The sequence below is a fragment of the Citrobacter sp. Cf087 genome (assembly GCF_030334285.1).
In the GTDB taxonomy this organism is placed as follows: Bacteria; Pseudomonadota; Gammaproteobacteria; order Enterobacterales; family Enterobacteriaceae; genus Citrobacter; species Citrobacter freundii.
Genome location: NZ_JAOWED010000022.1, coordinates 359,926 through 381,512, shown reverse-complemented (window position 1 = coordinate 381,512; position 21,587 = coordinate 359,926). Strand labels below are relative to the sequence as shown.

Annotated in this window: 19 protein-coding genes; 4 read left to right on the top strand and 15 right to left on the bottom strand. The window is 52.7% G+C overall.

Annotated features, from left to right (window positions below; genetic code table 11):
• Nucleotide 1: 1 nt before the first annotated feature.
• Nucleotides 2-1,456, top strand: a complete 1,455-nt coding sequence (locus OGV57_RS03870) for an AMP nucleosidase (protein ID WP_003036283.1) — start codon at nucleotides 2-4, stop codon at nucleotides 1,454-1,456.
• Between the two features lie 16 nt (nucleotides 1,457-1,472).
• Complete coding sequence (locus tag OGV57_RS03865) at nucleotides 1,473-3,251, top strand: aminopeptidase P family protein (RefSeq protein ID WP_054528280.1); 1,779 nt, start codon at nucleotides 1,473-1,475, stop codon at nucleotides 3,249-3,251.
• Between the two features lie 55 nt (nucleotides 3,252-3,306).
• Here OGV57_RS03865 and ptsG read toward each other — a convergent pair whose 3' ends face one another.
• The 14 genes from ptsG to yceD all read right to left on the bottom strand — a co-directional run bounded on the left by ptsG (nucleotide 3,307) and on the right by yceD (nucleotide 15,799).
• The gene (gene ptsG / locus OGV57_RS03860; RefSeq protein ID WP_003036277.1) at nucleotides 3,307-4,740 is read right to left on the bottom strand and encodes a PTS glucose transporter subunit IIBC; all 1,434 of its coding nucleotides are present in this window, start codon (nucleotides 4,738-4,740) and stop codon (nucleotides 3,307-3,309) included.
• A gap of 293 nt (nucleotides 4,741-5,033) precedes the next feature.
• Complete coding sequence (locus OGV57_RS03855; RefSeq protein WP_032936194.1) at nucleotides 5,034-5,831, bottom strand: metal-dependent hydrolase; 798 nt, start codon at nucleotides 5,829-5,831, stop codon at nucleotides 5,034-5,036.
• A gap of 10 nt (nucleotides 5,832-5,841) precedes the next feature.
• Nucleotides 5,842-6,846 carry a DNA polymerase III subunit delta' gene (holB, locus tag OGV57_RS03850; RefSeq protein WP_054528279.1) on the bottom strand — a complete coding sequence of 335 codons (1,005 nt, stop codon included), beginning with the start codon at nucleotides 6,844-6,846 and terminating at the stop codon, nucleotides 5,842-5,844.
• Nucleotides 6,843-7,484, bottom strand: a complete 642-nt coding sequence (tmk, locus tag OGV57_RS03845) for a dTMP kinase (RefSeq protein ID WP_003036268.1) — start codon at nucleotides 7,482-7,484, stop codon at nucleotides 6,843-6,845. The genes holB and tmk overlap by 4 nt, the downstream gene beginning before the upstream one ends.
• Nucleotides 7,474-8,496: a cell division protein YceG gene (gene yceG, locus OGV57_RS03840; RefSeq protein ID WP_054528278.1), complete on the bottom strand. Its 1,023-nt coding sequence runs from the start codon at nucleotides 8,494-8,496 to the stop codon at nucleotides 7,474-7,476. Before yceG ends, tmk begins: the two co-directional genes overlap by 11 nt.
• Nucleotides 8,497-8,498: 2 nt before the next feature.
• Nucleotides 8,499-9,308, bottom strand: coding sequence for an aminodeoxychorismate lyase (gene pabC, locus OGV57_RS03835; RefSeq protein ID WP_054528277.1), 810 nt, complete (start codon nucleotides 9,306-9,308; stop codon nucleotides 8,499-8,501).
• Between the two features lie 135 nt (nucleotides 9,309-9,443).
• Nucleotides 9,444-10,685 (bottom strand): beta-ketoacyl-ACP synthase II, encoded by a 1,242-nt coding sequence (gene fabF / locus OGV57_RS03830; protein WP_003036260.1) that lies wholly within the window; start codon nucleotides 10,683-10,685, stop codon nucleotides 9,444-9,446.
• Between the two features lie 85 nt (nucleotides 10,686-10,770).
• Nucleotides 10,771-11,007, bottom strand: a complete 237-nt coding sequence (gene acpP / locus OGV57_RS03825; RefSeq protein WP_000103754.1) for an acyl carrier protein — start codon at nucleotides 11,005-11,007, stop codon at nucleotides 10,771-10,773.
• A gap of 155 nt (nucleotides 11,008-11,162) precedes the next feature.
• A complete protein-coding gene (gene fabG, locus OGV57_RS03820; RefSeq protein ID WP_003036255.1) occupies nucleotides 11,163-11,897 on the bottom strand; it encodes a 3-oxoacyl-ACP reductase FabG in 735 nt (244 codons plus the stop codon).
• Nucleotides 11,898-11,909: 12 nt separating this feature from the next.
• Entirely contained in the window at nucleotides 11,910-12,839 is a 930-nt protein-coding gene (fabD, locus tag OGV57_RS03815) for an ACP S-malonyltransferase (protein WP_054528276.1), read from the bottom strand.
• 15 nt (nucleotides 12,840-12,854) lie between these two features.
• Complete coding sequence (gene fabH, locus OGV57_RS03810) at nucleotides 12,855-13,808, bottom strand: beta-ketoacyl-ACP synthase III (RefSeq protein ID WP_003832181.1); 954 nt, start codon at nucleotides 13,806-13,808, stop codon at nucleotides 12,855-12,857.
• 77 nt (nucleotides 13,809-13,885) lie between these two features.
• Complete coding sequence (gene plsX, locus OGV57_RS03805; protein ID WP_003846798.1) at nucleotides 13,886-14,965, bottom strand: phosphate acyltransferase PlsX; 1,080 nt, start codon at nucleotides 14,963-14,965, stop codon at nucleotides 13,886-13,888.
• Nucleotides 14,966-15,087: 122 nt separating this feature from the next.
• Nucleotides 15,088-15,261: a 50S ribosomal protein L32 gene (gene rpmF / locus OGV57_RS03800; RefSeq protein ID WP_003036242.1), complete on the bottom strand. Its 174-nt coding sequence runs from the start codon at nucleotides 15,259-15,261 to the stop codon at nucleotides 15,088-15,090.
• 16 nt (nucleotides 15,262-15,277) lie between these two features.
• Nucleotides 15,278-15,799, bottom strand: coding sequence for a 23S rRNA accumulation protein YceD (gene yceD, locus OGV57_RS03795; protein ID WP_003036239.1), 522 nt, complete (start codon nucleotides 15,797-15,799; stop codon nucleotides 15,278-15,280).
• A 197-nt stretch (nucleotides 15,800-15,996) separates the two neighbouring features.
• Between yceD and OGV57_RS03790 the strand changes: the two genes are divergently transcribed.
• Complete coding sequence (locus OGV57_RS03790; protein ID WP_054528275.1) at nucleotides 15,997-16,581, top strand: Maf family protein; 585 nt, start codon at nucleotides 15,997-15,999, stop codon at nucleotides 16,579-16,581.
• Between the two features lie 82 nt (nucleotides 16,582-16,663).
• Here OGV57_RS03790 and rluC read toward each other — a convergent pair whose 3' ends face one another.
• Nucleotides 16,664-17,617 (bottom strand): 23S rRNA pseudouridine(955/2504/2580) synthase RluC, encoded by a 954-nt coding sequence (gene rluC / locus OGV57_RS03785; protein ID WP_191218796.1) that lies wholly within the window; start codon nucleotides 17,615-17,617, stop codon nucleotides 16,664-16,666.
• Between the two features lie 699 nt (nucleotides 17,618-18,316).
• On the opposite strand from rluC, the gene rne reads away from it, so the two are divergent.
• Entirely contained in the window at nucleotides 18,317-21,580 is a 3,264-nt protein-coding gene (rne, locus tag OGV57_RS03780) for a ribonuclease E (RefSeq protein ID WP_071684314.1), read from the top strand.
• Nucleotides 21,581-21,587: the final 7 nt, after the last annotated feature.

The following is a 21,587-nucleotide window of genomic DNA, read 5'->3' as shown; positions in this document are numbered from 1 at the left end:
CATGAACAATAAGGGCTCCAGCCTGACCCCGGCTCAGGCACTGGATAAACTGGACGCGCTGTACGAGCAGTCGGTTAAAGCACTGCGTAGCGCCATTGGTAAGTATATTGAAACAGGGACGCTCCCTGATGTAATCGCCCGCCATAACGGTCTTTTTGTTTACCCATCACTGTGTGTCACCTGGGATGGCATCGCCACCAATCCCCCGAAAACCCGAGCCTATGGTCGTTTTACCCATGCGGGCAGCTACACCACTACGATTACCCGTCCGTCGCTTTTTCGTCCGTATCTTGAAGAACAGCTCACGCTGCTGTATCAGGATTATGATGCGCATATCTCGGTCGAGCCGTCGCAGCATGAAATCCCCTATCCCTATGTGATTGACGGTTCAGAACTGACGCTGGATCGCTCGATGAGCGCCGGATTAACGCGCCATTTCCCCACCACTGAATTGTCGCAGATTGGTGACGAAACGGCAGACGGGATTTTTCATCCGGCGGAATTTTCTCCGCTGTCTCACTTCGATGCCCGACGCGTGGATTTTTCGCTGGCGCGACTACGTCATTACACGGGAACGCCGGTTGAACATTTTCAACCTTTTGTGCTGTTCACCAACTACACCCGCTACGTCGATGAGTTTGTGCGTTGGGGTTGCAGCCAGATCCTCGACCCGAACAGCCCATATATCGCGCTTTCTTGTGCGGGCGGGATCTGGATCACCGCCGAAACCGAAGCGCCAGAAGAAGCCATCTCCGATCTCGCCTGGAAGAAACACCAGATGCCCGCCTGGCATTTAATCACGGCTGACGGTCAGGGGATCACGCTGGTCAATATCGGCGTTGGCCCGTCTAACGCCAAAACCATTTGCGATCATCTGGCCGTACTGCGTCCTGACGTCTGGCTGATGATTGGTCACTGCGGTGGTCTGCGTGAAAGCCAGGCGATTGGCGACTATGTTCTGGCCCACGCTTATCTGCGTGACGATCACGTTCTGGATGCCGTACTACCGCCGGATATTCCGATTCCGAGCATTGCGGAAGTACAACGCGCCCTGTATGACGCCACCAAAGAAGTCAGCGGTATGCCCGGTGAAGAAGTTAAACAGCGCTTGCGTACCGGTACTGTCGTCACCACCGACGATCGTAACTGGGAGCTACGCTATTCCGCTTCTGCGCTGCGTTTCAACCTCAGTCGCGCGGTGGCTATCGATATGGAAAGCGCCACCATCGCCGCTCAGGGATACCGTTTCCGCGTTCCGTACGGCACGCTGCTGTGCGTTTCCGACAAGCCGCTGCACGGTGAGATCAAACTACCTGGTCAGGCCAACCGTTTTTATGAAGGTGCTATTTCTGAGCATCTGCAAATAGGTATCCGGGCTATCGATCGTCTGCGTGCTGAAGGCGACCGACTGCACTCCCGTAAGTTACGTACATTCAACGAACCGCCGTTCCGTTAAGACCTGAAGGTTAACTATGCACAACTCAACTCCTCTTTCCGCCCTGCGCAACCTGCTGATAGCGCAGGGGCTGGATGGCATGATTGTTCCACGCGCCGACGCTCATCAAAGCGAAGATTGTACGCCGCATGACAATAAACTGGCCTGGCTGACCGGATTTAGCGGCTCTGCCGGCCTCGCGTTGGTCCTTCAGGACCGTGCGTTAATGTTTGTCGATGGACGCTATCAGGTCCAGGTACGCAATGAAGTCTCTCTGGATGATTTTGAAATTCATCATTTACACGATGAACCGCTGGCCGACTATTTGCAGTCTCACGTTGCAGCGGGTACACGTATCGGCTTTGAACCGCTGCTGATGGTCAACAGCCAGTTTGAAGCCTTGTCGGCAACTCATTGCGAGCTGGTACCTCTTGAGCAAGATCCTTTTGACCAGGTGTGGCTTGACCGACCGGCAGCCCCCTGCGGCATCATTCGTGAAATGCCCATTGAAATCAGCGGGGAAAGCAGCACGCAAAAGCGTGCCCGCGTCGTGGAACAACTCGCTCAACATGAGGCTGACGTACTGGCAATTACCCTGCCGGATAACATTGCCTGGCTGTTGAATGTTCGCGGTTCAGATCTGGCTATGGTGCCAGTACCGTTTTCGTTTGCCCTGCTCCATCGCAGCGGTGAGCTGGAATGGTTTGTGGATAGCAACAAAACGCAGCAACTACCCGTATCACTGCTGAACACGCTCACGCTGGCCCCGCAAGAGAGTTTCCTGGTACGTTGCCAGCAACTGGCCAGTGGGAAACGCTTCCTGGTCGATAAAGACTACGCCCCGGTTGCGTTGCGTTTTGCCATTGAAGAACACGGTGGCAACGTCTTATGGGCCCCTGATCCCATCACCTTGATGAAAGCCCACAAAAATGACGTTGAACTGGCGGGCTATCGGGAATGCCATGAACAAGATGGCGCAGCCTGGGTTAATTTCCTTGCCTGGCTGGCCCATGAAGTCCCTTTGCGCGAAGCGGCTGGCAATCCGGTCACCGAACTGGAAGCCCAGGCAAAACAACTGGAATTTCGCCAGCAGCAGCCGGGATTTATTGAGCAAAGCTTCAGCACGATATCGGCCTCTGCCAGCAATGCGGCGATGTGTCATTACCACTCCAGTGAAAAAACCAATACGCCAATTACCTCGCAGGCCATGTATCTGAATGATTCCGGCGGCCAGTACCACAATGGTACGACGGATACGACGCGTACCTTCGCGTTTGGTCCACAGGATCCGCAACGTCGTCTGCATTACACCGCCGTGCTGAAAGGCTTTTTGTCGCTTATTTCACTGCAGTTTCCCAGCGGCACTCAGGGCCATCAACTGGATGCCTTTAGCCGTCGGGCGTTGTGGGATTTAGGCCTGGATTTTGATCATGGAACAGGACACGGCGTAGGCCACCAGTTGCTTATCCATGAACAACCCCATCGCATTGCCAAGAAAGTAAACCCCTGGCCTCTGGTCGCGGGCAATATCATCACTATCGAACCGGGTTACTATCTGGCCGGGCAATATGGGATCCGTATTGAGAACCAGGTGGAAATAATCAACAGCCGCCCTGGTTTCTGTCGTTTCTCTACGCTGACGCTGGTGCCGATTGATTTGAATCTGGTTGAACTGCATCTATTGAGTGAAGCTGAAAAGCAATGGATTGATGATTACCACCAGCAGGTCAGAGAGACGTTATCCCCTCGCGTGAATGCAGAGGCTCGTCCGTGGCTGTTCGCAGTCACCGCGCCGATTCGCATTCAGGCTAATTAATGCAATAAAAAAGGCAGCCCGTAGGCTGCCTTAGTTCTCCCCAATTTCTTACTGCTTAGCTGTTACGGATGTACTCATCCATTTCAGTTTTCAGGTTATCGGACTTAGTACCGAAAATCGCCTGAACACCGGAACCAGCTACCACAACGCCCGCCGCACCCAGTTTCTTCAGGCCAGCCTGATCCACTTTGGCAACGTCAGCCACGCTGACACGCAGACGGGTGATACACGCATCAAGGTTAGTGATGTTTTCTTTACCGCCGAACGCCGCAACCAGAGCCGGAGCCATTTCGCCTGACGCACCTGCTTTGCTGTCTTCGGTGGCATCTTCACGACCCGGAGTTTTCAGGTCCAGCGCTTTGATCAGCACACGGAAGATGGTGTAGTAAACAATCGCATAACCGATACCGACAATCGGGAACAGCCACAGTTTGCTGCTGTTACCGGAAAGAACGATAAAGTCGATCAGACCGTGGGAGAACGACGTACCGTCACGCATACCCAGCAGGATACAGATCGGGAATGCCAGACCAGCCAGAATCGCGTGGATGATGTACAGGATCGGCGCCACGAACATGAAGGAGAACTCGATCGGCTCGGTAATACCGGTCAGGAACGAGGTCAGCGCCGCGGAGATCATGATACCGCCCACTTTCGCGCGGTTTTCTGGTTTAGCAGAGTGCCAGATAGCGATAGCAGCAGCCGGCAGACCGTACATTTTGAACAGGAAGCCACCAGACAGTTTGCCCGCAGTCGGGTCACCCGCCATATAGCGAGGGATGTCGCCGTGGAACACCTGACCTGCAGCGTTGGTGTATTCACCGATCTGCATCTGGAATGGAACGTTCCAGATATGGTGCAGACCAAACGGCACCAGGCAGCGTTCAATGAAGCCATAGATACCGAACGCCACGACCGGGTTCTGGTATGCAGCCCACTGGGAGAACGTCTGAATAGCAGTACCGATTGGCGGCCAAATGAAGGACAGAACCACACCTGTGAAGATAGCAGCCAGACCAGAAATGATAGGAACGAAGCGCTTACCCGCAAAGAAGCCAAGATACTCAGGCAATTTAATACGGTAGAAGCGGTTGAACATATACGCTGCAATCGCACCGGAGATAATCCCCCCGAGAACACCCGTATCAGCAAGGTGTTTAGCTGCGATCTCTTCAGCAGGTAAATGCAGAACCAGCGGCGCAACTACAGCCATGGTCTTAACCATGATGCCGTAAGCAACAACGGATGCCAGTGCAGATACACCGTCATTATTAGTGAAGCCTAACGCAACACCGATAGCAAAAATCAGCGGCATGTTCGCAAAAACAGAACCGCCCGCTTCTGCCATTACGTGCGATACAACGGCTGGCAGCCAGCTGAAGTTAGCGGAACCGACGCCCAGCAGGATACCTGCAATTGGGAGTACGGATACCGGCAGCATCAGCGATTTACCGACCTTTTGCAGGTTAGCAAATGCATTCTTAAACATAATTAGGAGTGCTCCTGAGTATTTGTGCTTTTCTACGTTCTCACGCATTAGCGAGGGGGGAGAACCTCGCCGTGTACAGGGCATCTAAGTACCCTTTATTTATTACACAGAGTAAAATAATTCAGTTTGTTTTTGTTTGACGGCTATCACAGTTCAGTCGTGAATGGCCGCAAAATCCGCACATTCCGATAAAATGCGTTTCTGAATGTGTCAAGCTGGTTATTCACCGCCCATTTTGTGGCGGTGAACTTTACTCGCATTAGCGATTAATTACGAGCTTTAAAAAAAGTCAGTTAACGAACAGATTGCAGGCGAGAAGCGTCGATGTGAAACAGGCGGGCAAAGTTATCAGTGGTTGCCTGCGCCAGTTCTTCAACGGCAACACCTTTCACTACGGCCATGTACTCTGCAACGTCACGAGTCATGGCGGGCTGGTTCTCTTTTCCACGATGCGGTACAGGCGCAAGGTAGGGAGAATCCGTCTCGACCAATAACCGGTCCAGAGGAACATAGCGGGCGGCATCACGGAGCTGCTCTGCATTTCGGAACGTGACGATGCCGGAAAACGAGATATAGAATCCAAGGTCCAGTAGTTTGCCCGCCGTTTCTCTGTCCTCTGTAAAACAGTGTAGTACGCCGCCACAATCCGTCACTTTTTCTTCGCGCAGAATAGACAGCGTATCGGCTCGCGCATCGCGGGTATGCACGATAACCGGCTTCTGTAACTCACGGCCGATCTGAATATGGTGGATAAAGGATTCCTGCTGGCGCACCTTTGTTTCCGGCGTGTAAAAATAGTCCAGTCCGGTTTCTCCCATCGCCACAACCCCCTCTTCAGCGGCAAAACGACGCAGCACCTCAACATCATAGGTTTCATCCTGATTTAACGGATGCACGCCGCAGGAAAAAACCACATTGTCACGCTCACCAACCAGTTCACGCATACTGCGGTATCCTGGCAAGGTGGTTGCAACGGCAAGACAGAATTTCACATCGCGTGCGGCCGCTTTCGCCAGCACGTCGTCCACGTCCTTATGCAGAGATTGATAATCCAGGCCATCAAGATGGCAGTGTGAGTCGACTAAAAACATAATGTCTCTCTCAAAGATGGGGAACAGGCAGTACGGTGCCTGGTTGCAGGTAATGCTCAATACGAAGAATAAGATCGGTTAATACCAGCTCGCGGTTTACGCCCGTCACGTTCAGCAACTGCTGACGGCAATGACAAACGTCACCGAGTATCGCCTGTATCTGGGCAACGGATAACCGTTCTGCGATGGAAGATATCAGGTCCAGGGCATCGGGATTGGTTAAATGGGCAATCCCATACGGACGTTTCAACGCATCCGTAAGCAACGTTGCCAGCCAGTGTAAACGGGCGGCAGCCTGATCGTGGTTTAACGCCGCGAGCAAGATATACCAATCACCGGCGTTTAATGTATTCACCAGTGCCGCACAAAAATCTGTACGGTGCGCCCAGCTTTCAGCCTGTAACAGCGTGAGTGCCGCGCCTGGCGAACCGGCACTTAGACGTAACGCGCTAAGCAGCGCTTCTGACGACGCAGTCACTTCACGAGCAAGCCAGGAGATAGCATACGACTCCGGAGGTGGCGCAAGATGATGTAACCGACAACGGCTGCGTAATGTCGCCAGCAAACGAGCAGGCTCTGTGCTGGCGAGGAAAAACCAGGTCTGTGCCGGGGGTTCTTCCAGCGTTTTCAACAGGGCATTGGCGGCAGCATCGGTTAACTGGGCGGCATCAGGGATCCACACGACCTTCGCACCGCCGAGACGCGAATGCTCGTACAGCTTTTCACTGACTTCGCGTACAGCATCAACCCCCAGCGTGCTTTTGCCTTTTTCTGGCAGCAGCGAATAGTAGTCAGGGTGCGTCCCCGCCTGCATCAGCTGACAGCCACGGCACTGTCCGCAGCTTTTATGTCCTTCCGGCTGCTGGCACATTAAATAGCGGCTGAGAGCGTAAATAAGCGCCTCGTCGCCCATTCCGGGTAACGCCTGAATCAGTAACGCATGGTGACCACGACCCGCCTGGTAGCTGGCCACCAGTTTTTCAAAATCCGGTCGTAACCATGGGTACCATTTCATGCGCCCTGCTCCTTCACCCACTGGGTGATGGTATTGCGAATATCAGCCATCACAGCCTCCAGCGGCTGCGTAGCGTCTATAGTGCGAATGCTGGCGTCTTTGGCAGCCAGCTCAAGATAGCGCGCGCGGGTACGATTAAAGAAATCGAAAGATTCCTGCTCAATACGATCCAGCTCGCCGCGTGCACGGGCACGCTTCAACCCGACTTCTGGCGTCACATCCAGATAGATAGTCAGATCCGGGCGAAAATCGCCGAGCACTGCATCGCGCAGGGTTGCCAGCATGTTTTGATCGATACCACGTCCACCACCCTGATACGCCTGCGTAGACAGATCGTGACGATCGCCAATTACCCACGCGCCTTTCGCCAGCGCAGGTTTAATAACGGTTTCGACCAGTTGTACGCGCGCGGCGTAAAACATCAGAACTTCGGCTTTGTCGGTGATAACCTCGTCACCCACCGACTTAATGTCCAGCACCAGGCTTCTTAGTTTCTCAGCCAGTTGCGTGCCGCCAGGTTCGCGGGTGAAAACCATGTCACGAATACCGAGTTGCTCAAGTGTCTCTACCACTACGTTACGCGCGGTGGTTTTTCCGGCGCCTTCCAGGCCCTCGATGACGATATAGTTACTGCCCATTTTTTTCCTTAAGCACTTTCAGGTAATCCTGCACGGACCGGTTGTGGCTGGCAAGATTGGTGTTAAACGTGTGGCCACCTTTACCGTCAGCCACAAAATAAAGATACGGCGTTTTTGCCGGATGTGCCGCGGCCTGCAACGATGCCTCTCCCGGCATGGCAATCGGGCCAGGTGGCAGTCCTGTAATGGTATAGGTGTTATAAGCGGTCGGGGTGTCTAAATCCACGCGCGACAATTTGCCATTATACCGTGACCCCATACCGTAAATCACCGTCGGATCGGTTTGTAAACGCATACCGATACGTAAACGGTTAATAAACACCGAAGCCACCTGGTCACGCTCGCTGGCAACCGCAGTCTCTTTTTCAATAATAGAAGCCATGGTTACCAGCTGATTTTTGTCCTGATAAGGCAGGCCGTCAGCGCGCCCTTCCCAGACAGTATCCACCGCTTTAACCATTTTCTGATGCGCGCGTTTTAGCAACGCTACGTCAGTCGTATTGGCGGTATACATCCAGGTATCTGGCCAGAACCAACCTTCCACCCATTGCGGGTTTTCCAGTTTCAGCGCCTGGGCCACGGTCTCATAGCTATCGTCGCTTAACGTATGTTTGATATACGGGGCATCGCGCACCTGTTTCAGGTAATCGCTTAGGCGCATCCCTTCAACCAGACGTAACGGGAACTGCGCCTCTTTTCCGCTTTCCAGCAGTTGCAGCATATCCCGAACCGTCATGTCGGGTGTAAAACGGTAGGTTCCGGCCTTAAAATGCGACAGTTCAGGTTCCACACGCAGCAGCCATTGGAACACGCGCGGACGGTTAATAACCTTGTCCGCATACAGCTGTTCGCCAAGGGCCAGGCGGCCCGTCCCCGCTTTCAGCGTAAAAATCGTCTCTTCTTTAATCAATAATTTACTGTCCGCCAGATGGCGAACTTTCCACATTCCCACTCCCGCGGCAATGCCCAGCACAACCAGCAATAACAGGACAACGAGTAACAGTTTTTTCATGACTAATTCGGGTGCTCACAAAGTGGGGCTAAAAAATCGAATAACAAACGTGAAGACAGCAATGTGTCGCCACAGGCACGCACGGGAATAATGGGCATTAACGCGTTACAGACGACGATTTCATCAGCCTGCATAACCTCCTCCAACCCGGCATACACTTCGACAATACTGAATGGCGATTGTGCCAGCATCCGGATACAGAATTGTCGCATAATGCCGTTTACTCCGGCCTGATCCAGGCGGGGCGTGTAAACCACATCACCTTTACGCCAGAACAAATTAGCCGCACAGCATTCCGTAACCCATCCCTCGCTGTCAAGAACCAGTGCTTCATCTGCGTCCGTCTGTTCAAGATGAGAGCGAATCAACACCTGCTCCAGTCGATTCAGATGTTTAAGCCCGGCAAGCAGTGGATTACGTCCCAGACGTACTGGGCTTAGCGCCAGCACAATGCCATCTTGCCGCCAACGATCGTAATGAACGGGCCAGGCTGAAACGGAGAGGATGCGTGTGGCGCTGTGACAACTTTTGCCACTGTAGCCCCGGCCTCCACTGCCACGGCTGATAATCACTTTCAACACCCCGCGTACGTGCCCTTTCGCCAGCATTTTCATTTCATTTTGCAGCTCGGACCAATTTTCAAAAGAGATCAGCAGTTTTTGGCAAGCGTCTTGTAAACGCTCAAGATGCGCTGCAAAGAGAGGGATTTCGCCGTCGATAATACAGGCAGTGGTAAAACAGCCATCACCAAATTGTGTCGCTCGATCGCTTGCTGCCAGCATATTTTGCTCGCAGCCATTAATTAAGAACATGGTGGCTCCTTATTTCTGGTCCGCTAGTTTGGCAGGATGAGTAACACAGGACAAGGGCGGAAAACCGAATAAAAAAAGGCCCGACAAGCGGACCTTTTCAATTTGCTATCGATGCTAGCGCATCACCTAACGGGCTTAAATCTTTTTAAAGATCAAAGAGCCGTTGGTACCACCGAAGCCAAAGGAGTTACACAGCGCATACTCCAGACCACTAACCTGACGCGCTTCGTGAGGTACGAAGTCCAGATCACAACCTTCATCCGGGTTATCCAGGTTGATGGTTGGCGGAATAGCCTGATCGCGCAGCGCCAGAATAGAGAAAATAGACTCTACCGCGCCCGCCGCACCCAACAGGTGTCCGGTCATAGATTTGGTGGAGCTTACCATTACACGGCTTGCCGCATCACCAAAGACAGATTTCACTGCCTGGGTTTCTGCTTTATCGCCTGCAGGCGTAGACGTACCATGCGCGTTGACATAGCCAATCTGACCCGCTTCAATAGCCGCATCACGCAGCGCGTTGACCATTGCCAGCGCAGCGCCTGCACCGTTTTCCGGTGGTGACGTCATGTGGTAAGCATCACTGCTCATACCGAAGCCAACGACTTCAGCATAGATTTTTGCACCGCGCGCTTTCGCATGTTCGTACTCTTCCAGTACAACCATGCCTGCGCCGTCGCCCAGCACAAAGCCATCACGTTCTTTGTCCCACGGACGGCTTGCCGCTTGCGGGTTATCATTACGTGTAGACAGCGCACGTGCCGCGCCAAAACCACCCACGCCCAGCGGCGTACTGGCTTTTTCTGCACCACCCGCAACCATCGCGTCCGCATCGCCGTATGCAATGATACGTGCAGCATGACCGATGTTATGCACGCCTGAAGTACAGGCGGTCGCGATGGAGATGCTTGGCCCTTGCAGGCCGTACATGATGGTCAGGTGACCTGCCACCATGTTAACAATCGTCGACGGAACGAAGAACGGGCTGATCTTACGCGGTCCACCATTTACCAGAGAGGTATGGTTTTCTTCGATAAGACCGAGACCGCCAATACCAGAGCCGATAGCGGCGCCAATACGGTGGGCGTTCTCTTCCGTTATTTCGAGGCCAGAATCCTGCATGGCCTGAACGCCAGCGACAATTCCATATTGAATGAAAGCATCCATCTTGCGCTGTTCTTTGCGCGAGATAATGTCTTCACAGTTAAAATCCTTTACTAAGCCAGCAAATTTCGTTGCATAGGCGCTAGTATCGAAATGGTCGATCAGGCTGATGCCACTCTGACCGGCAAGGAGAGCTTTCCAGGTAGACTCTACGGTATTGCCGACAGGAGACAACATGCCCAGTCCGGTCACAACTACACGACGCTTAGACACGGTTGTCCTCCAGGGAGGGAAAATAATTCAAGTGGGATAAAAAGATAAAACTCAGGCGGTCGAATGACCGCCTGGAGATGTTCACTTACGCCTGGTGGCCGTTGATGTAATCAATGGCAGCCTGAACGGTAGTGATTTTCTCAGCTTCTTCGTCCGGAATCTCAGTATCAAACTCTTCTTCCAGAGCCATTACCAGCTCAACGGTGTCAAGAGAATCTGCGCCCAGGTCTTCAACGAAGGAAGCATTGTTGGTTACTTCTTCCTGCTTAACGCCCAGCTGTTCGCCGATAATTTTCTTAACGCGTTCTTCGATAGTGCTCATACTCTTAAATTTCCTATCAAAACTCGCTTTCGCGATGGTTTTCGTAGTGTATAAAATGTTGAAAAATTTGCAACTAAATCCCGGCAGGTCTTACCACGATTTTGCGCTATTTTGAGGCCATTCACCCTAATAACGCAAATATTTTTCAATCGTGGTTAAACCATGTACATCCCGCCGTTGACGTGCAAAGTCTCACCTGTGATGTAACTTGCTTCGTCAGAAGCTAAAAATGCAACCGCACTGGCGATTTCCTGAGCGCCGCCAAGGCGACCCGCAGGAACCTGCGCCAGAATACCCGCACGCTGATCATCAGACAGCGCACGCGTCATGTCCGTTTCAATAAAGCCCGGAGCAACAACGTTTACAGTAATGCCACGAGACGCAACTTCGCGCGCCAGTGATTTACTGAAGCCGATCAGACCCGCTTTCGCCGCAGCGTAGTTAGCCTGACCTGCATTTCCCATGGTACCAACCACAGAACCGATAGTGATAATACGCCCATGACGCTTTTTCATCATAGCTCGCATTACCGCTTTTGACAGACGGAAAACAGATGACAGGTTGGTTTCGATGATATCGTTCCATTCGTCATCTTTCATGCGCATTAACAGGTTATCACGAGTAATCCCGGCATTATTGACCAGGATATCGACTTCACCAAATTCTGCGCGAATATTTTCCAGAACAGATTCGATAGATGCAGGATCGGTCACATTCAACATCAGACCTTTACCATTTGCACCTAAATAATCGCTAATGGCCTGCGCGCCGCTTTCGCTGGTAGCAGTACCGATAACTTTCGCGCCACGGGCAACGAGTGTCTCAGCAATTGCGCGGCCAATGCCACGGCTTGCACCGGTAACCAGCGCGATTTTTCCTTCAAAACTCATGGTCTTCCTCTTTTATTGCTCTAGCGCCGCAGACAGTGCCGCCGGCTCATTCAGTGCCGAAGCAGTCAGGGTGTCAACAATACGTTTCGTCAAACCGGTCAGAACTTTACCCGGACCAACTTCATACAGGTGCTCTACGCCCTGGGATGCCATAAATTCAACGGTTTTAGTCCACTGAACCGGGCTATACAGCTGACGAACCAGCGCATCGCGAATTGCGTCTGCCGTGGTTTCACACTTCACATCGACGTTGTTCACGACCGGAACTGTCGGTGCATTAAAGGTGATTTTCTGCAGCTCAACGGCCAGTTTCTCAGCAGCAGGCTTCATCAGCGCACAGTGAGACGGCACGCTAACTGGCAGTGGCAGAGCACGTTTCGCACCCGCAGCTTTACAGGCAGCGCCCGCACGTTCAACCGCTTCTTTATGACCCGCGATAACCACCTGGCCTGGCGAGTTGAAGTTAACCGGAGAAACAACCTGACCTTCTGCTGACTCTTCACATGCTTTAGCGATAGACACATCATCAAGACCGATAATCGCAGACATGCCGCCTGTGCCTTCTGGTACAGCTTCCTGCATGAACTTACCGCGCAGTTCTACCAGACGTACGGCATCAGCAAATGCGATCACGCCTGAGCAGACCAGCGCAGAATATTCGCCCAGGCTGTGACCCGCCATCAGCGCAGGTGTTTTACCACCCTGCTGCTGCCATACGCGATAAAGCGCGACAGATGCGGTCAACAGCGCTGGCTGCGTCTGCCAGGTTTTATTCAGTTCTTCGGCCGGGCCCTGCTGAGTCAACGCCCACAGATCATAGCCCAGCGCAGCTGATGCTTCAGCAAATGTTTCTTCAACAATTGGGTAGTTTGCTGCCATTTCAGACAACATCCCAACGGTCTGGGAACCCTGCCCCGGAAACACAAATGCAAATTGCGTCATGTTTAAATCCTTATACTAGAAACGAACCAGCGCGGAGCCCCAGGTGAATCCACCCCCGAAGGCTTCAAGCAATATCAACTGCCCAGCTTTAATACGCCCGTCGCGGACGGCTTCGTCCAGCGCGCACGGTACGGAGGCAGCAGAGGTATTACCATGTCTGTCGAGCGTCACGACAACATTATCCATCGACATACCCAGCTTTTTCGCCGTCGCGCTGATAATGCGCAGGTTAGCCTGATGCGGTACCAGCCAGTCCAGCGCAGAACGGTCGAGATTATTGGCTTCCAGCGTTTCATCAACGATGTGCGCAAGTTCGGTCACCGCGACTTTAAATACTTCGTTACCCGCCATCGTCAGATGAATCGGGTTTTCTGGGTTCACGCGATCGGCGTTAGGCAGCGTCAACAGTTCGCCATAGCGACCGTCGGCGTGCAGATGCGTGGAGAGAATGCCTGGCTCTTCCGATGCGCTCAGTACAACCGCGCCCGCCCCATCACCGAAAATGATGATCGTTCCGCGATCGGTTGGATCACAGGTGCGCGCCAGAACATCAGAGCCAACGACCAGAGCATGCTTAACTGCGCCAGATTTAACATACTGGTCGGCAACGCTCAGGGCGTAAGTGAAACCAGCGCAAGCGGCCGCAACGTCAAACGCCGGACAGCCTTTGATCCCCAGCATACTTTGGATCTGGCACGCCGCGCTTGGAAATGCGTGAGTGGATGATGTGGTAGCAACCACAATCAGACCAATTTGTTCTTTGTCGATGCCCGCCATTTCAATCGCACGGTTTGCGGCGGCAAAGCCCATCGTCGCAACTGTTTCATTTGGCGCTGCAATATGGCGTTCACGGATACCTGTACGAGTGACGATCCACTCATCAGATGTCTCAACCATTTTTTCCAAATCGGCGTTAGTACGCACTTGTTCAGGCAGATAGCTGCCAGTACCAATAATCTTCGTATACATGTACGCTCAGTCACTTTTTGGTTATATACCGCCACGAGCAAATCGCTGATACGGTGGCTACATTCACAAACGCACCGTTATCTGTGTGCTCGTGAGGTTGCGCTTTCGCCACCGTCCAGCAGTTCGAATCCAGCTGGGTATACAGATTCCAGGCGAGCGGCAATTCGCTGAGGAACTTGTCGCTGCACCGCCTGCACTGCCTGTTCAATCGCGACTTCAAATGCTCGCTGATTGGCCGCACCATGACTCTTAATCACCGTGCCGCGCAATCCTAACAGACAGGCGCCATTATACTGGTCGGGGTTGAGGTGACTAAATCGCCTTGTCAGGCTTTTTTGTAACCAACGTTTTAATAACAGAAGCCACCACGACCGTTTTTTGCCCTCACCCTGAGATTTCAGCAGTGAAAGGAACATTCTGACAACACCTTCCATCGTCTTTAATGTGACATTACCTGTAAAACCGTCACAGACCAACACATCGGTTTTGCCAGTCAGTAACTCATTGGCTTCAAGATAGCCGATATAATTAATGGAAGGGATTGTTTTTAGCACAGCTGAAGCATCTCGAATACTGTCGAGACCTTTCGTTTCTTCTTCGCCGATGTTGAGTAACGCTACGCGAGGATTGGCAATGCCAACAACCTCTTCTGCCAGCACGGAACCCATGACGGCAAATTGCACCAACATCGTGCTATCACAATCTACGTTGGCGCCCAAATCCAGCACCACCGTTTTGCCCTTTTGCTGATGCGGTAAAACCGTCACCAACGCCGGACGCTCAATCCCCTCAAGGGGTTTGAGCAATAACTTCGCAAGTCCCATAAGTGCGCCCGTATTACCGGCGCTGACACAAGCTTGTGCCTGACCTTCTTTCACGAGCTCCAGGGCAACACGCATTGAGCTTCCACGACTGGCGCGAATAGCTTGCGAGGGCCGGGCATCACTGGCAATAACTGACTGAGCAGGGATAATCTGCAGACGCGAACGTTGTTCGAAGTCAGCTTTGGCAAGTAATGGCGTGATTGTATCGGGATCCCCGACTAAAAGAAGTGTGAGTTGCGAATTAGAATTCAGTGCCTGCAATGCTGCAGGCACTGTCACGGTAGGGCCAAAATCTCCCCCCATGACATCTAACGCCAGGGTTAGACGTGTCAAGGTATCGTCGCTGCCCGGTTAGGTGTTTCCCCAGTTACCCGGGGAAAGCCTCACTAAGCTTCATCACGCGTTCACTCTTTGTCTTTCTCACCAGCGGTGGAAAGCCATTGAGTCATGCGTGATTACTTAGCGATTACCTTACGGCCACGGTAGAAACCGTCGGCAGTGATGTGGTGACGCAGGTGTTGTTCACCAGAAGTTTTGTCTACAGACAGGCTGGTGACTGCGGTCAGAGCGTCATGAGAACGACGCATGCCACGTTTGGAACGGGTTGGTTTATTCTGTTGTACGGCCATGGACCTTACTCCTCAATTACTTACGCTTTAAGCTGGCTAATACGGCAAATGGGTTTGGTTTTTGCGCTTCATCAGGCAATTCGCCAAAGACCATGTCCGCCTCGGACACTTCACAGTGTTCAGAATCATGCACCGGAACTACCGGCAAGGAGAGGATAATCTCATCTTCAACCATTGCAAGCAGATCGATTTCACCGAATTCGTTAACCTCAATCGGCTCATACGCTTCCGGGAGTGCTTCAGCCTGCTCGTCAGAACGGACAGGACTAAAACAATATGTTGTGTGAACATGAAGTGGGAACGGTTTCCCGCAACGCTGACATTCGAGCGTAACCGATACCTTCGCATCACCGGTTATAACGGCGAGACGCTGGTTATCGATAGCGAACGACATGGAGCATTCCACATCACTGTCCACACTGACTACAGAATCGGCGACGCGCTCAACCAGATCAGAAGTATAGATACCTTCATAATCGAGGCGTTTCTGAGCCGTACGAACCGGATCAAGAGTCAGGGGTAATTTTACCTTTTGCATAGGGCGCGCATATTAACTTTGTAACGTCATATAGTCAAAGAAAAAGGCAGCCTGTGGTTGCCTTTTGCCAATAATTCGCACACATTGCGGGTCATCGACTTAAAATCGCTCAAGACAAGCCACTACAGCCAGCTTGTAGGTCGAAGTCCATAGTTTAAAATGGCTCTCATCAATACGCTATATGCGAGGGAAAAAATATGCCTCAACTTATTCTTGCTTCCACCTCTCCCTGGCGTCGCGCTTTACTCGAAAAACTAGCAATTCCGTTCGAATGCGCAGCACCAGAGGTTGATGAAACACCATTACCAGGCGAGGCGCCGCGTCATCTGGTGTTGCGACTGGCGCAGCAAAAAGCACAATCACTCGCCCACCGTTATCCCTCGCATCTGATTATTGGCTCCGATCAAATTTGTGTTCTTGATGGTGAAATAACCGGCAAACCATTAACAGAAGAAAATGCGCGCCAGCAATTACTCAAAGCCCGTGGCAATATTGTGACGTTTTACACCGGACTGGCGCTGTATAATTCTGCGAGCGGACATTTACAAACTGAAGTAGAACCTTTTGACGTCCATTTCCGTCATTTAAGCGAGGCGGAAATTGACGATTATCTGCGCAAAGAGCGTCCGCTCCATTGTGCAGGTAGTTTCAAAAGTGAAGGGTTAGGTATTGCACTCTTTGAACGCCTGGAGGGTCGTGACCCAAATACCTTGATAGGTTTGCCGCTGATCGCGTTGTGTCAAATGCTGCGGCGGGAAGAAATGAACCCGTTGAACGCCTGATTAATCTGCATGATGTCGACGCGATGCGTCTTATCAGGCCTACGGTCCATCACACGATTGTAGGCCTGATAAGCAACGCGCATCAGGCTTTGCTGCGTAATACCTCGAGGCAGCGCTTCAACTGCTTATCCATTGGCGCTTCAATACGCATCACTTCTCCCGTACCCGGATGAGTAAACTTCAACGCTGCGGCATGCAGGAAAAGTCGGTGCAACCCCGTATCCGCCAGTTGCTTATCGAACTCACGGTCACCGTAGCGATCGTCAAAAGCAATTGGATGACCGGCATACTGGGTATGCACACGGATCTGGTGCGTACGTCCGGTCACCGGACTACAGCGCACAAGCGTGGCAAACGCATAGCGCTCTTCCACTTTAAAACGTGTTTCTGACGGTTTGCCTTCCTGATTCACCCGCACGATACGCTCGCCGCTTTGCAGAATGTTCTTTAACAGCGGCGCCTGCACGGTTTTGACATGCGACTGCCATTGGCCACGAACCAGCGCGAGGTAATCTTTCTGCATGCCTTTTTCACGCAGTTGTTCATGCAATGAACGCAAGGCTGAGCGTTTTTTGGCAACCAGCAGCACACCGGAGGTATCCCGGTCGAGGCGATGCACCAGCTCAAGGAAACGCGCTTCCGGACGCAACGCACGTAATCCTTCAATGACGCCAAAGCTTAACCCGCTTCCGCCATGCACGGCCGTACCTGAAGGTTTGTTAAGCACCAGAATGTGGTCATCTTCATATAAAATGACATCGGTCAGCGCCGCAACCTTCTGCAGGTTTGGCGAAATGGCCTCTTCTTCACGTTCAGCGACACGCACAGGTGGAATACGCACAATATCCCCATCTTCGAGTTTGTACTCGGGTTTAATGCGTTTTTTATTCACCCGCACTTCGCCTTTACGCAAAATGCGATAAATCATACTTTTCGGCACGCCCTTAAGCTGGGTGCGCAAAAAGTTGTCGATGCGTTGCCCTGCTTCGTCGGCAGTAATGGCAACTGTTTTTACGGCTGGAGTCTCTGTTTTCATGGGGGCCGATTTTAAATAGCCATCAAGATTCGCGCCACACATTTTTCTATGCTTATATTAACTGCTATACCTTATTACTTAAGTTTGACATAGCCGATTTGGTGGTTATTAAAGCAATCACTACGCGGAAGTGAAAAAACTGTGAGTAACCGGGTGATAAATGGCAAAAGTCATCTTGCTATAACAAGGTTAGCAGTGGAATAATGCGGTTGTTTCCGTGTTGAATCTTGTTAAAACAAGAACTTTTCCGGAATGACCCAATTTTGCCCGACCGATCATCAACGCAGCAATGGCGTAAGACGTATTGATCTTTCAGGCAGTTAGCGGGCTGCGGGTTGCAGTCCTTACCGGTAAGTGCTCTATGGATTTCACATTGTAGGAAGGCGGCAAGTCTGGATACCCCCAGGTTCTTACTCCTGTAAGTGACCAGGGTGAGAAGATAAAGCCAACGCACCGACAGCGTGAAAGACGACAAGCACAATGGAAGCTTCTCTGGAGAGTAACACCCAGACTGTTCCCCTGATAATTGCGCTGTGTTTCCGTATGAAATACAGGCAACCGACACTCTGCGCCTCTTTGAGCTGACGATAACCGTGAGGTTGGCGACGCGAATAGACACGAGGCCATCGGTTCACACCCGGAAAGGCATTACTCTGCCCGCAGCTTAGTCGTCAATGTAAGAATAATGAGTAAGTTACGATGAAAAGAATGTTAATTAACGCGACTCAGCAGGAAGAGTTGCGTGTCGCCCTTGTAGATGGGCAACGTCTGTACGATCTGGATATCGAAAGTCCTGGACACGAACAGAAAAAAGCCAACATCTATAAAGGCAAAATTACCCGTATTGAACCGAGTCTGGAAGCTGCTTTTGTTGATTACGGCGCTGAACGTCACGGTTTCCTCCCGTTAAAAGAAATTGCCCGCGAATACTTTCCCGCTAACTACAACTCCCATGGTCGCCCCAACATTAAAGACGTGTTGCGTGAAGGTCAGGAAGTCATCGTTCAGATCGATAAAGAAGAACGCGGCAACAAAGGCGCTGCGCTGACTACCTTTATCAGCCTGGCGGGTAGTTATCTGGTTCTGATGCCGAACAACCCGCGCGCGGGCGGCATCTCCCGTCGCATTGAAGGCGACGACCGTACCGAATTAAAAGAAGCGCTGGCAAGCCTGGAACTGCCTGATGGCATGGGGCTTATCGTGCGTACCGCAGGGGTAGGCAAATCCGCCGAAGCGCTGCAGTGGGACCTGAGCTTCCGCCTGAAGCACTGGGAAGCGATTCAAAAAGCCGCTGACAGCCGCCCTGCTCCGTTCCTGATCCATCAGGAAAGCAACGTTATCGTGCGTGCCTTCCGCGACTATCTGCGCCAGGACATCGGCGAAATCCTCATCGACAACCCAAAAGTCATGGAGATGGCGCGTCAGCACATCGCCGCGCTGGGTCGTCCGGATTTCAGCAGCAAAATCAAACTGTACACCGGCGAAATCCCGCTGTTCAGCCACTATCAGATCGAGTCTCAGATTGAGTCCGCGTTCCAACGCGAAGTGCGTCTGCCGTCCGGCGGCTCAATCGTTATCGACAGCACTGAAGCACTGACCGCTATCGATATCAACTCCGCACGCGCAACCCGCGGCGGCGACATCGAAGAAACAGCGTTCAACACCAACCTTGAAGCAGCCGATGAAATTGCACGTCAGCTGCGTCTGCGCGACCTCGGCGGTCTGATTGTAATCGACTTCATTGATATGACGCCGGTTCGTCACCAGCGCGCGGTTGAAAACCGTCTGCGCGAGGCCGTACGCCAGGACAGAGCGCGTATTCAGATCAGCCATATTTCTCGCTTCGGTCTGCTGGAAATGTCCCGTCAGCGTCTGAGCCCGTCACTGGGTGAATCCAGCCATCACGTGTGCCCGCGCTGCTCCGGCACTGGTACCGTACGTGATAACGAATCACTGTCGCTGTCTATTCTGCGTCTGATCGAAGAAGAAGCACTGAAAGAAAATACGCAGGAAGTACACGCTATTGTTCCTGTGCCGATCGCTTCCTACCTGCTCAACGAAAAGCGTACCGCGGTAAATGCAATCGAGACGCGTCAGAATGGCGTGCGCTGTGTGATCGTGCCAAACGATCAGATGGAAACCCCGCACTATTCTGTGCTGCGCGTACGTAAAGGGGAAGAAACGCCGACCCTGAGCTATCTACTGCCGAAACTGCATGAAGAGGCAATGGCATTGCCGACGGAAGAAGAGTACGTCGAGCGTAAACAGCCTGAGCAACCGGCGTTGGCCACCTTCGCCATGCCAGACGTTCCGCCAGCTCCTGCTCTGCAGGAACCTGCCGCGAAGGCCGCCGCGCCTAAAGCTGCGGCAGCGACTGCAGCCGTTGCCGCACAGCCCGGTTTGATTAGCCGTTTCTTTGGCGCACTGAAGTCCATCTTCGGTGGTAGCGAAGAAGTGAAACCGGTTGAACAACCTGCGCCGAAAGCTGAAGAGAAAACCGAACGCCAGCAGGATCGTCGTAAACCGCGTCAGAACAATCGTCGCGACCGTAACGATCGTCGTGATAACCGTGATAATCGCGGTGACCGTGACAACCGTAACGAACGTTCAGAAAACGGCGAAAACCGTGAAGATAACCGCCGTAACCGTCGTCAGTCACAGCAGCAAAATGCGGAAGCTCGCGATAACCGCCAGCAAACTACTGACGTTGCAGACAAAGCGAAATCTGGCGATGAGCAGCAAGCTCCGCGTCGCGAACGCAACCGCCGTCGTAACGATGACAAGCGTCAGGCACAGCAGGAAGTTAAAGAGCTGAACCAAGCTGAACAACCTGTGCAGGATGCCGAGCAGGAAGAGCGCGTACGTCAGCCTCAGACTCGCCGTAAACAGCGTCAGTTGACTCAGAAAGTGCGTTTCACTGACAGCCCGGCGGTTGAAGCCGAAGTGGCAACTGCCGCAGTAGTCGCTGAAACCGCTGTCGCTCAGCCTACTGAACAGTCTGCGCCGGTACAGCGTACCGAACTGGCGAAAGTTGATCTGCCAGCCGTCGTTGCGACTGAGCAGGAAGACAACAGCGACGCGCGTGACTCCAATGGTATGCCGCGTCGTTCCCGTCGCTCCCCTCGCCATCTGCGCGTCAGTGGACAGCGTCGTCGTCGTTACCGTGACGAGCGTTATCCGGTTCAGTCACCAATGCCGTTAACGGTCGCCTGTGCATCTCCTGAATTAGCGTCCGGTAAAGTTTGGATCCGCTACCCTGTCGCACGTCCTCAGGATCAGCAGGTTGAAGAACAGCGCGAACAAGAAATGGTCCAGCAACAAGCCGCACCTGTCGCCGTAGAGCCTCAGGTTGCTGCAACTGCCGTGGAACACATTGTGGATGCCCCTGCGCCAGTTGAAGCCGTGCAGCCAGAGATTGTCGTAGCTGAGCCTCAGGCCGCCGTTGTTGAAACCACACAGGTTGAAACCACGCATCCGGAAGTCATTGCGACCCCGGTCGAGGAACAACCGCAAATTATCGCTGCATCTGATGCGCCCGTTGCAGAAGAAATCGCCGCTGGAGCCGAACCTGTGGCTGACGTTGTGACTGCGCCGGTTGTTGAAGAGCCTGCAGAGGTTGTTATTTCCCAGCCAGAAGTGGTTGAAGAGATTGCCGAAGTTGTTGAAACAGCGCCAGTTGATGAAGAGATTGCTGCGCCGCAGGAAGTTGTTGCAGCGCCAATTGTAGAAGCGACTGTCGTTAAGCCTGAAGTTGTCGCAGCCAGTGTTGATGCTGAACACCTTCACAGCCATGCGACCGCACCGATGACCCGCGCCCCGGCACCGGAATATGTGCCAGAAGCGCCGCGTCATAGCGACTGGCAGCGTCCGGCATTCGCCTTTGAAGGCAAAGGTGCCGCAGGTGGACACAGTGCAACGCATCAAGCGACTGCGCCAGCAACACGTCCTCAGCCTGTCGAGTAAGCAATAA

What these genes read in the sequence shown, in the direction of transcription:
- OGV57_RS03870 (WP_003036283.1), top strand. Translation starts at nt 2, where the DNA reads ATGAACAATAAGGGCTCCAGCCTGACCCCGGCTCAGGCACTGGATAAA.
- OGV57_RS03865 (WP_054528280.1), top strand. Translation starts at nt 1,473, where the DNA reads ATGCACAACTCAACTCCTCTTTCCGCCCTGCGCAACCTGCTGATAGCG.
- ptsG (WP_003036277.1), bottom strand. Translation starts at nt 4,740, where the DNA reads ATGTTTAAGAATGCATTTGCTAACCTGCAAAAGGTCGGTAAATCGCTG.
- OGV57_RS03855 (WP_032936194.1), bottom strand. Translation starts at nt 5,831, where the DNA reads ATGTTTTTAGTCGACTCACACTGCCATCTTGATGGCCTGGATTATCAA.
- holB (WP_054528279.1), bottom strand. Translation starts at nt 6,846, where the DNA reads ATGAAATGGTACCCATGGTTACGACCGGATTTTGAAAAACTGGTGGCC.
- tmk (WP_003036268.1), bottom strand. Translation starts at nt 7,484, where the DNA reads ATGGGCAGTAACTATATCGTCATCGAGGGCCTGGAAGGCGCCGGAAAA.
- yceG (WP_054528278.1), bottom strand. Translation starts at nt 8,496, where the DNA reads ATGAAAAAACTGTTACTCGTTGTCCTGTTATTGCTGGTTGTGCTGGGC.
- pabC (WP_054528277.1), bottom strand. Translation starts at nt 9,308, where the DNA reads ATGTTCTTAATTAATGGCTGCGAGCAAAATATGCTGGCAGCAAGCGAT.
- acpP (WP_000103754.1), bottom strand. Translation starts at nt 11,007, where the DNA reads ATGAGCACTATCGAAGAACGCGTTAAGAAAATTATCGGCGAACAGCTG.
- fabG (WP_003036255.1), bottom strand. Translation starts at nt 11,897, where the DNA reads ATGAGTTTTGAAGGAAAAATCGCGCTGGTTACCGGTGCAAGCCGTGGC.
- fabD (WP_054528276.1), bottom strand. Translation starts at nt 12,839, where the DNA reads ATGACGCAATTTGCATTTGTGTTTCCGGGGCAGGGTTCCCAGACCGTT.
- fabH (WP_003832181.1), bottom strand. Translation starts at nt 13,808, where the DNA reads ATGTATACGAAGATTATTGGTACTGGCAGCTATCTGCCTGAACAAGTG.
- rpmF (WP_003036242.1), bottom strand. Translation starts at nt 15,261, where the DNA reads ATGGCCGTACAACAGAATAAACCAACCCGTTCCAAACGTGGCATGCGT.
- yceD (WP_003036239.1), bottom strand. Translation starts at nt 15,799, where the DNA reads ATGCAAAAGGTAAAATTACCCCTGACTCTTGATCCGGTTCGTACGGCT.
- OGV57_RS03790 (WP_054528275.1), top strand. Translation starts at nt 15,997, where the DNA reads ATGCCTCAACTTATTCTTGCTTCCACCTCTCCCTGGCGTCGCGCTTTA.
- rluC (WP_191218796.1), bottom strand. Translation starts at nt 17,617, where the DNA reads ATGAAAACAGAGACTCCAGCCGTAAAAACAGTTGCCATTACTGCCGAC.
- rne (WP_071684314.1), top strand. Translation starts at nt 18,317, where the DNA reads ATGAAAAGAATGTTAATTAACGCGACTCAGCAGGAAGAGTTGCGTGTC.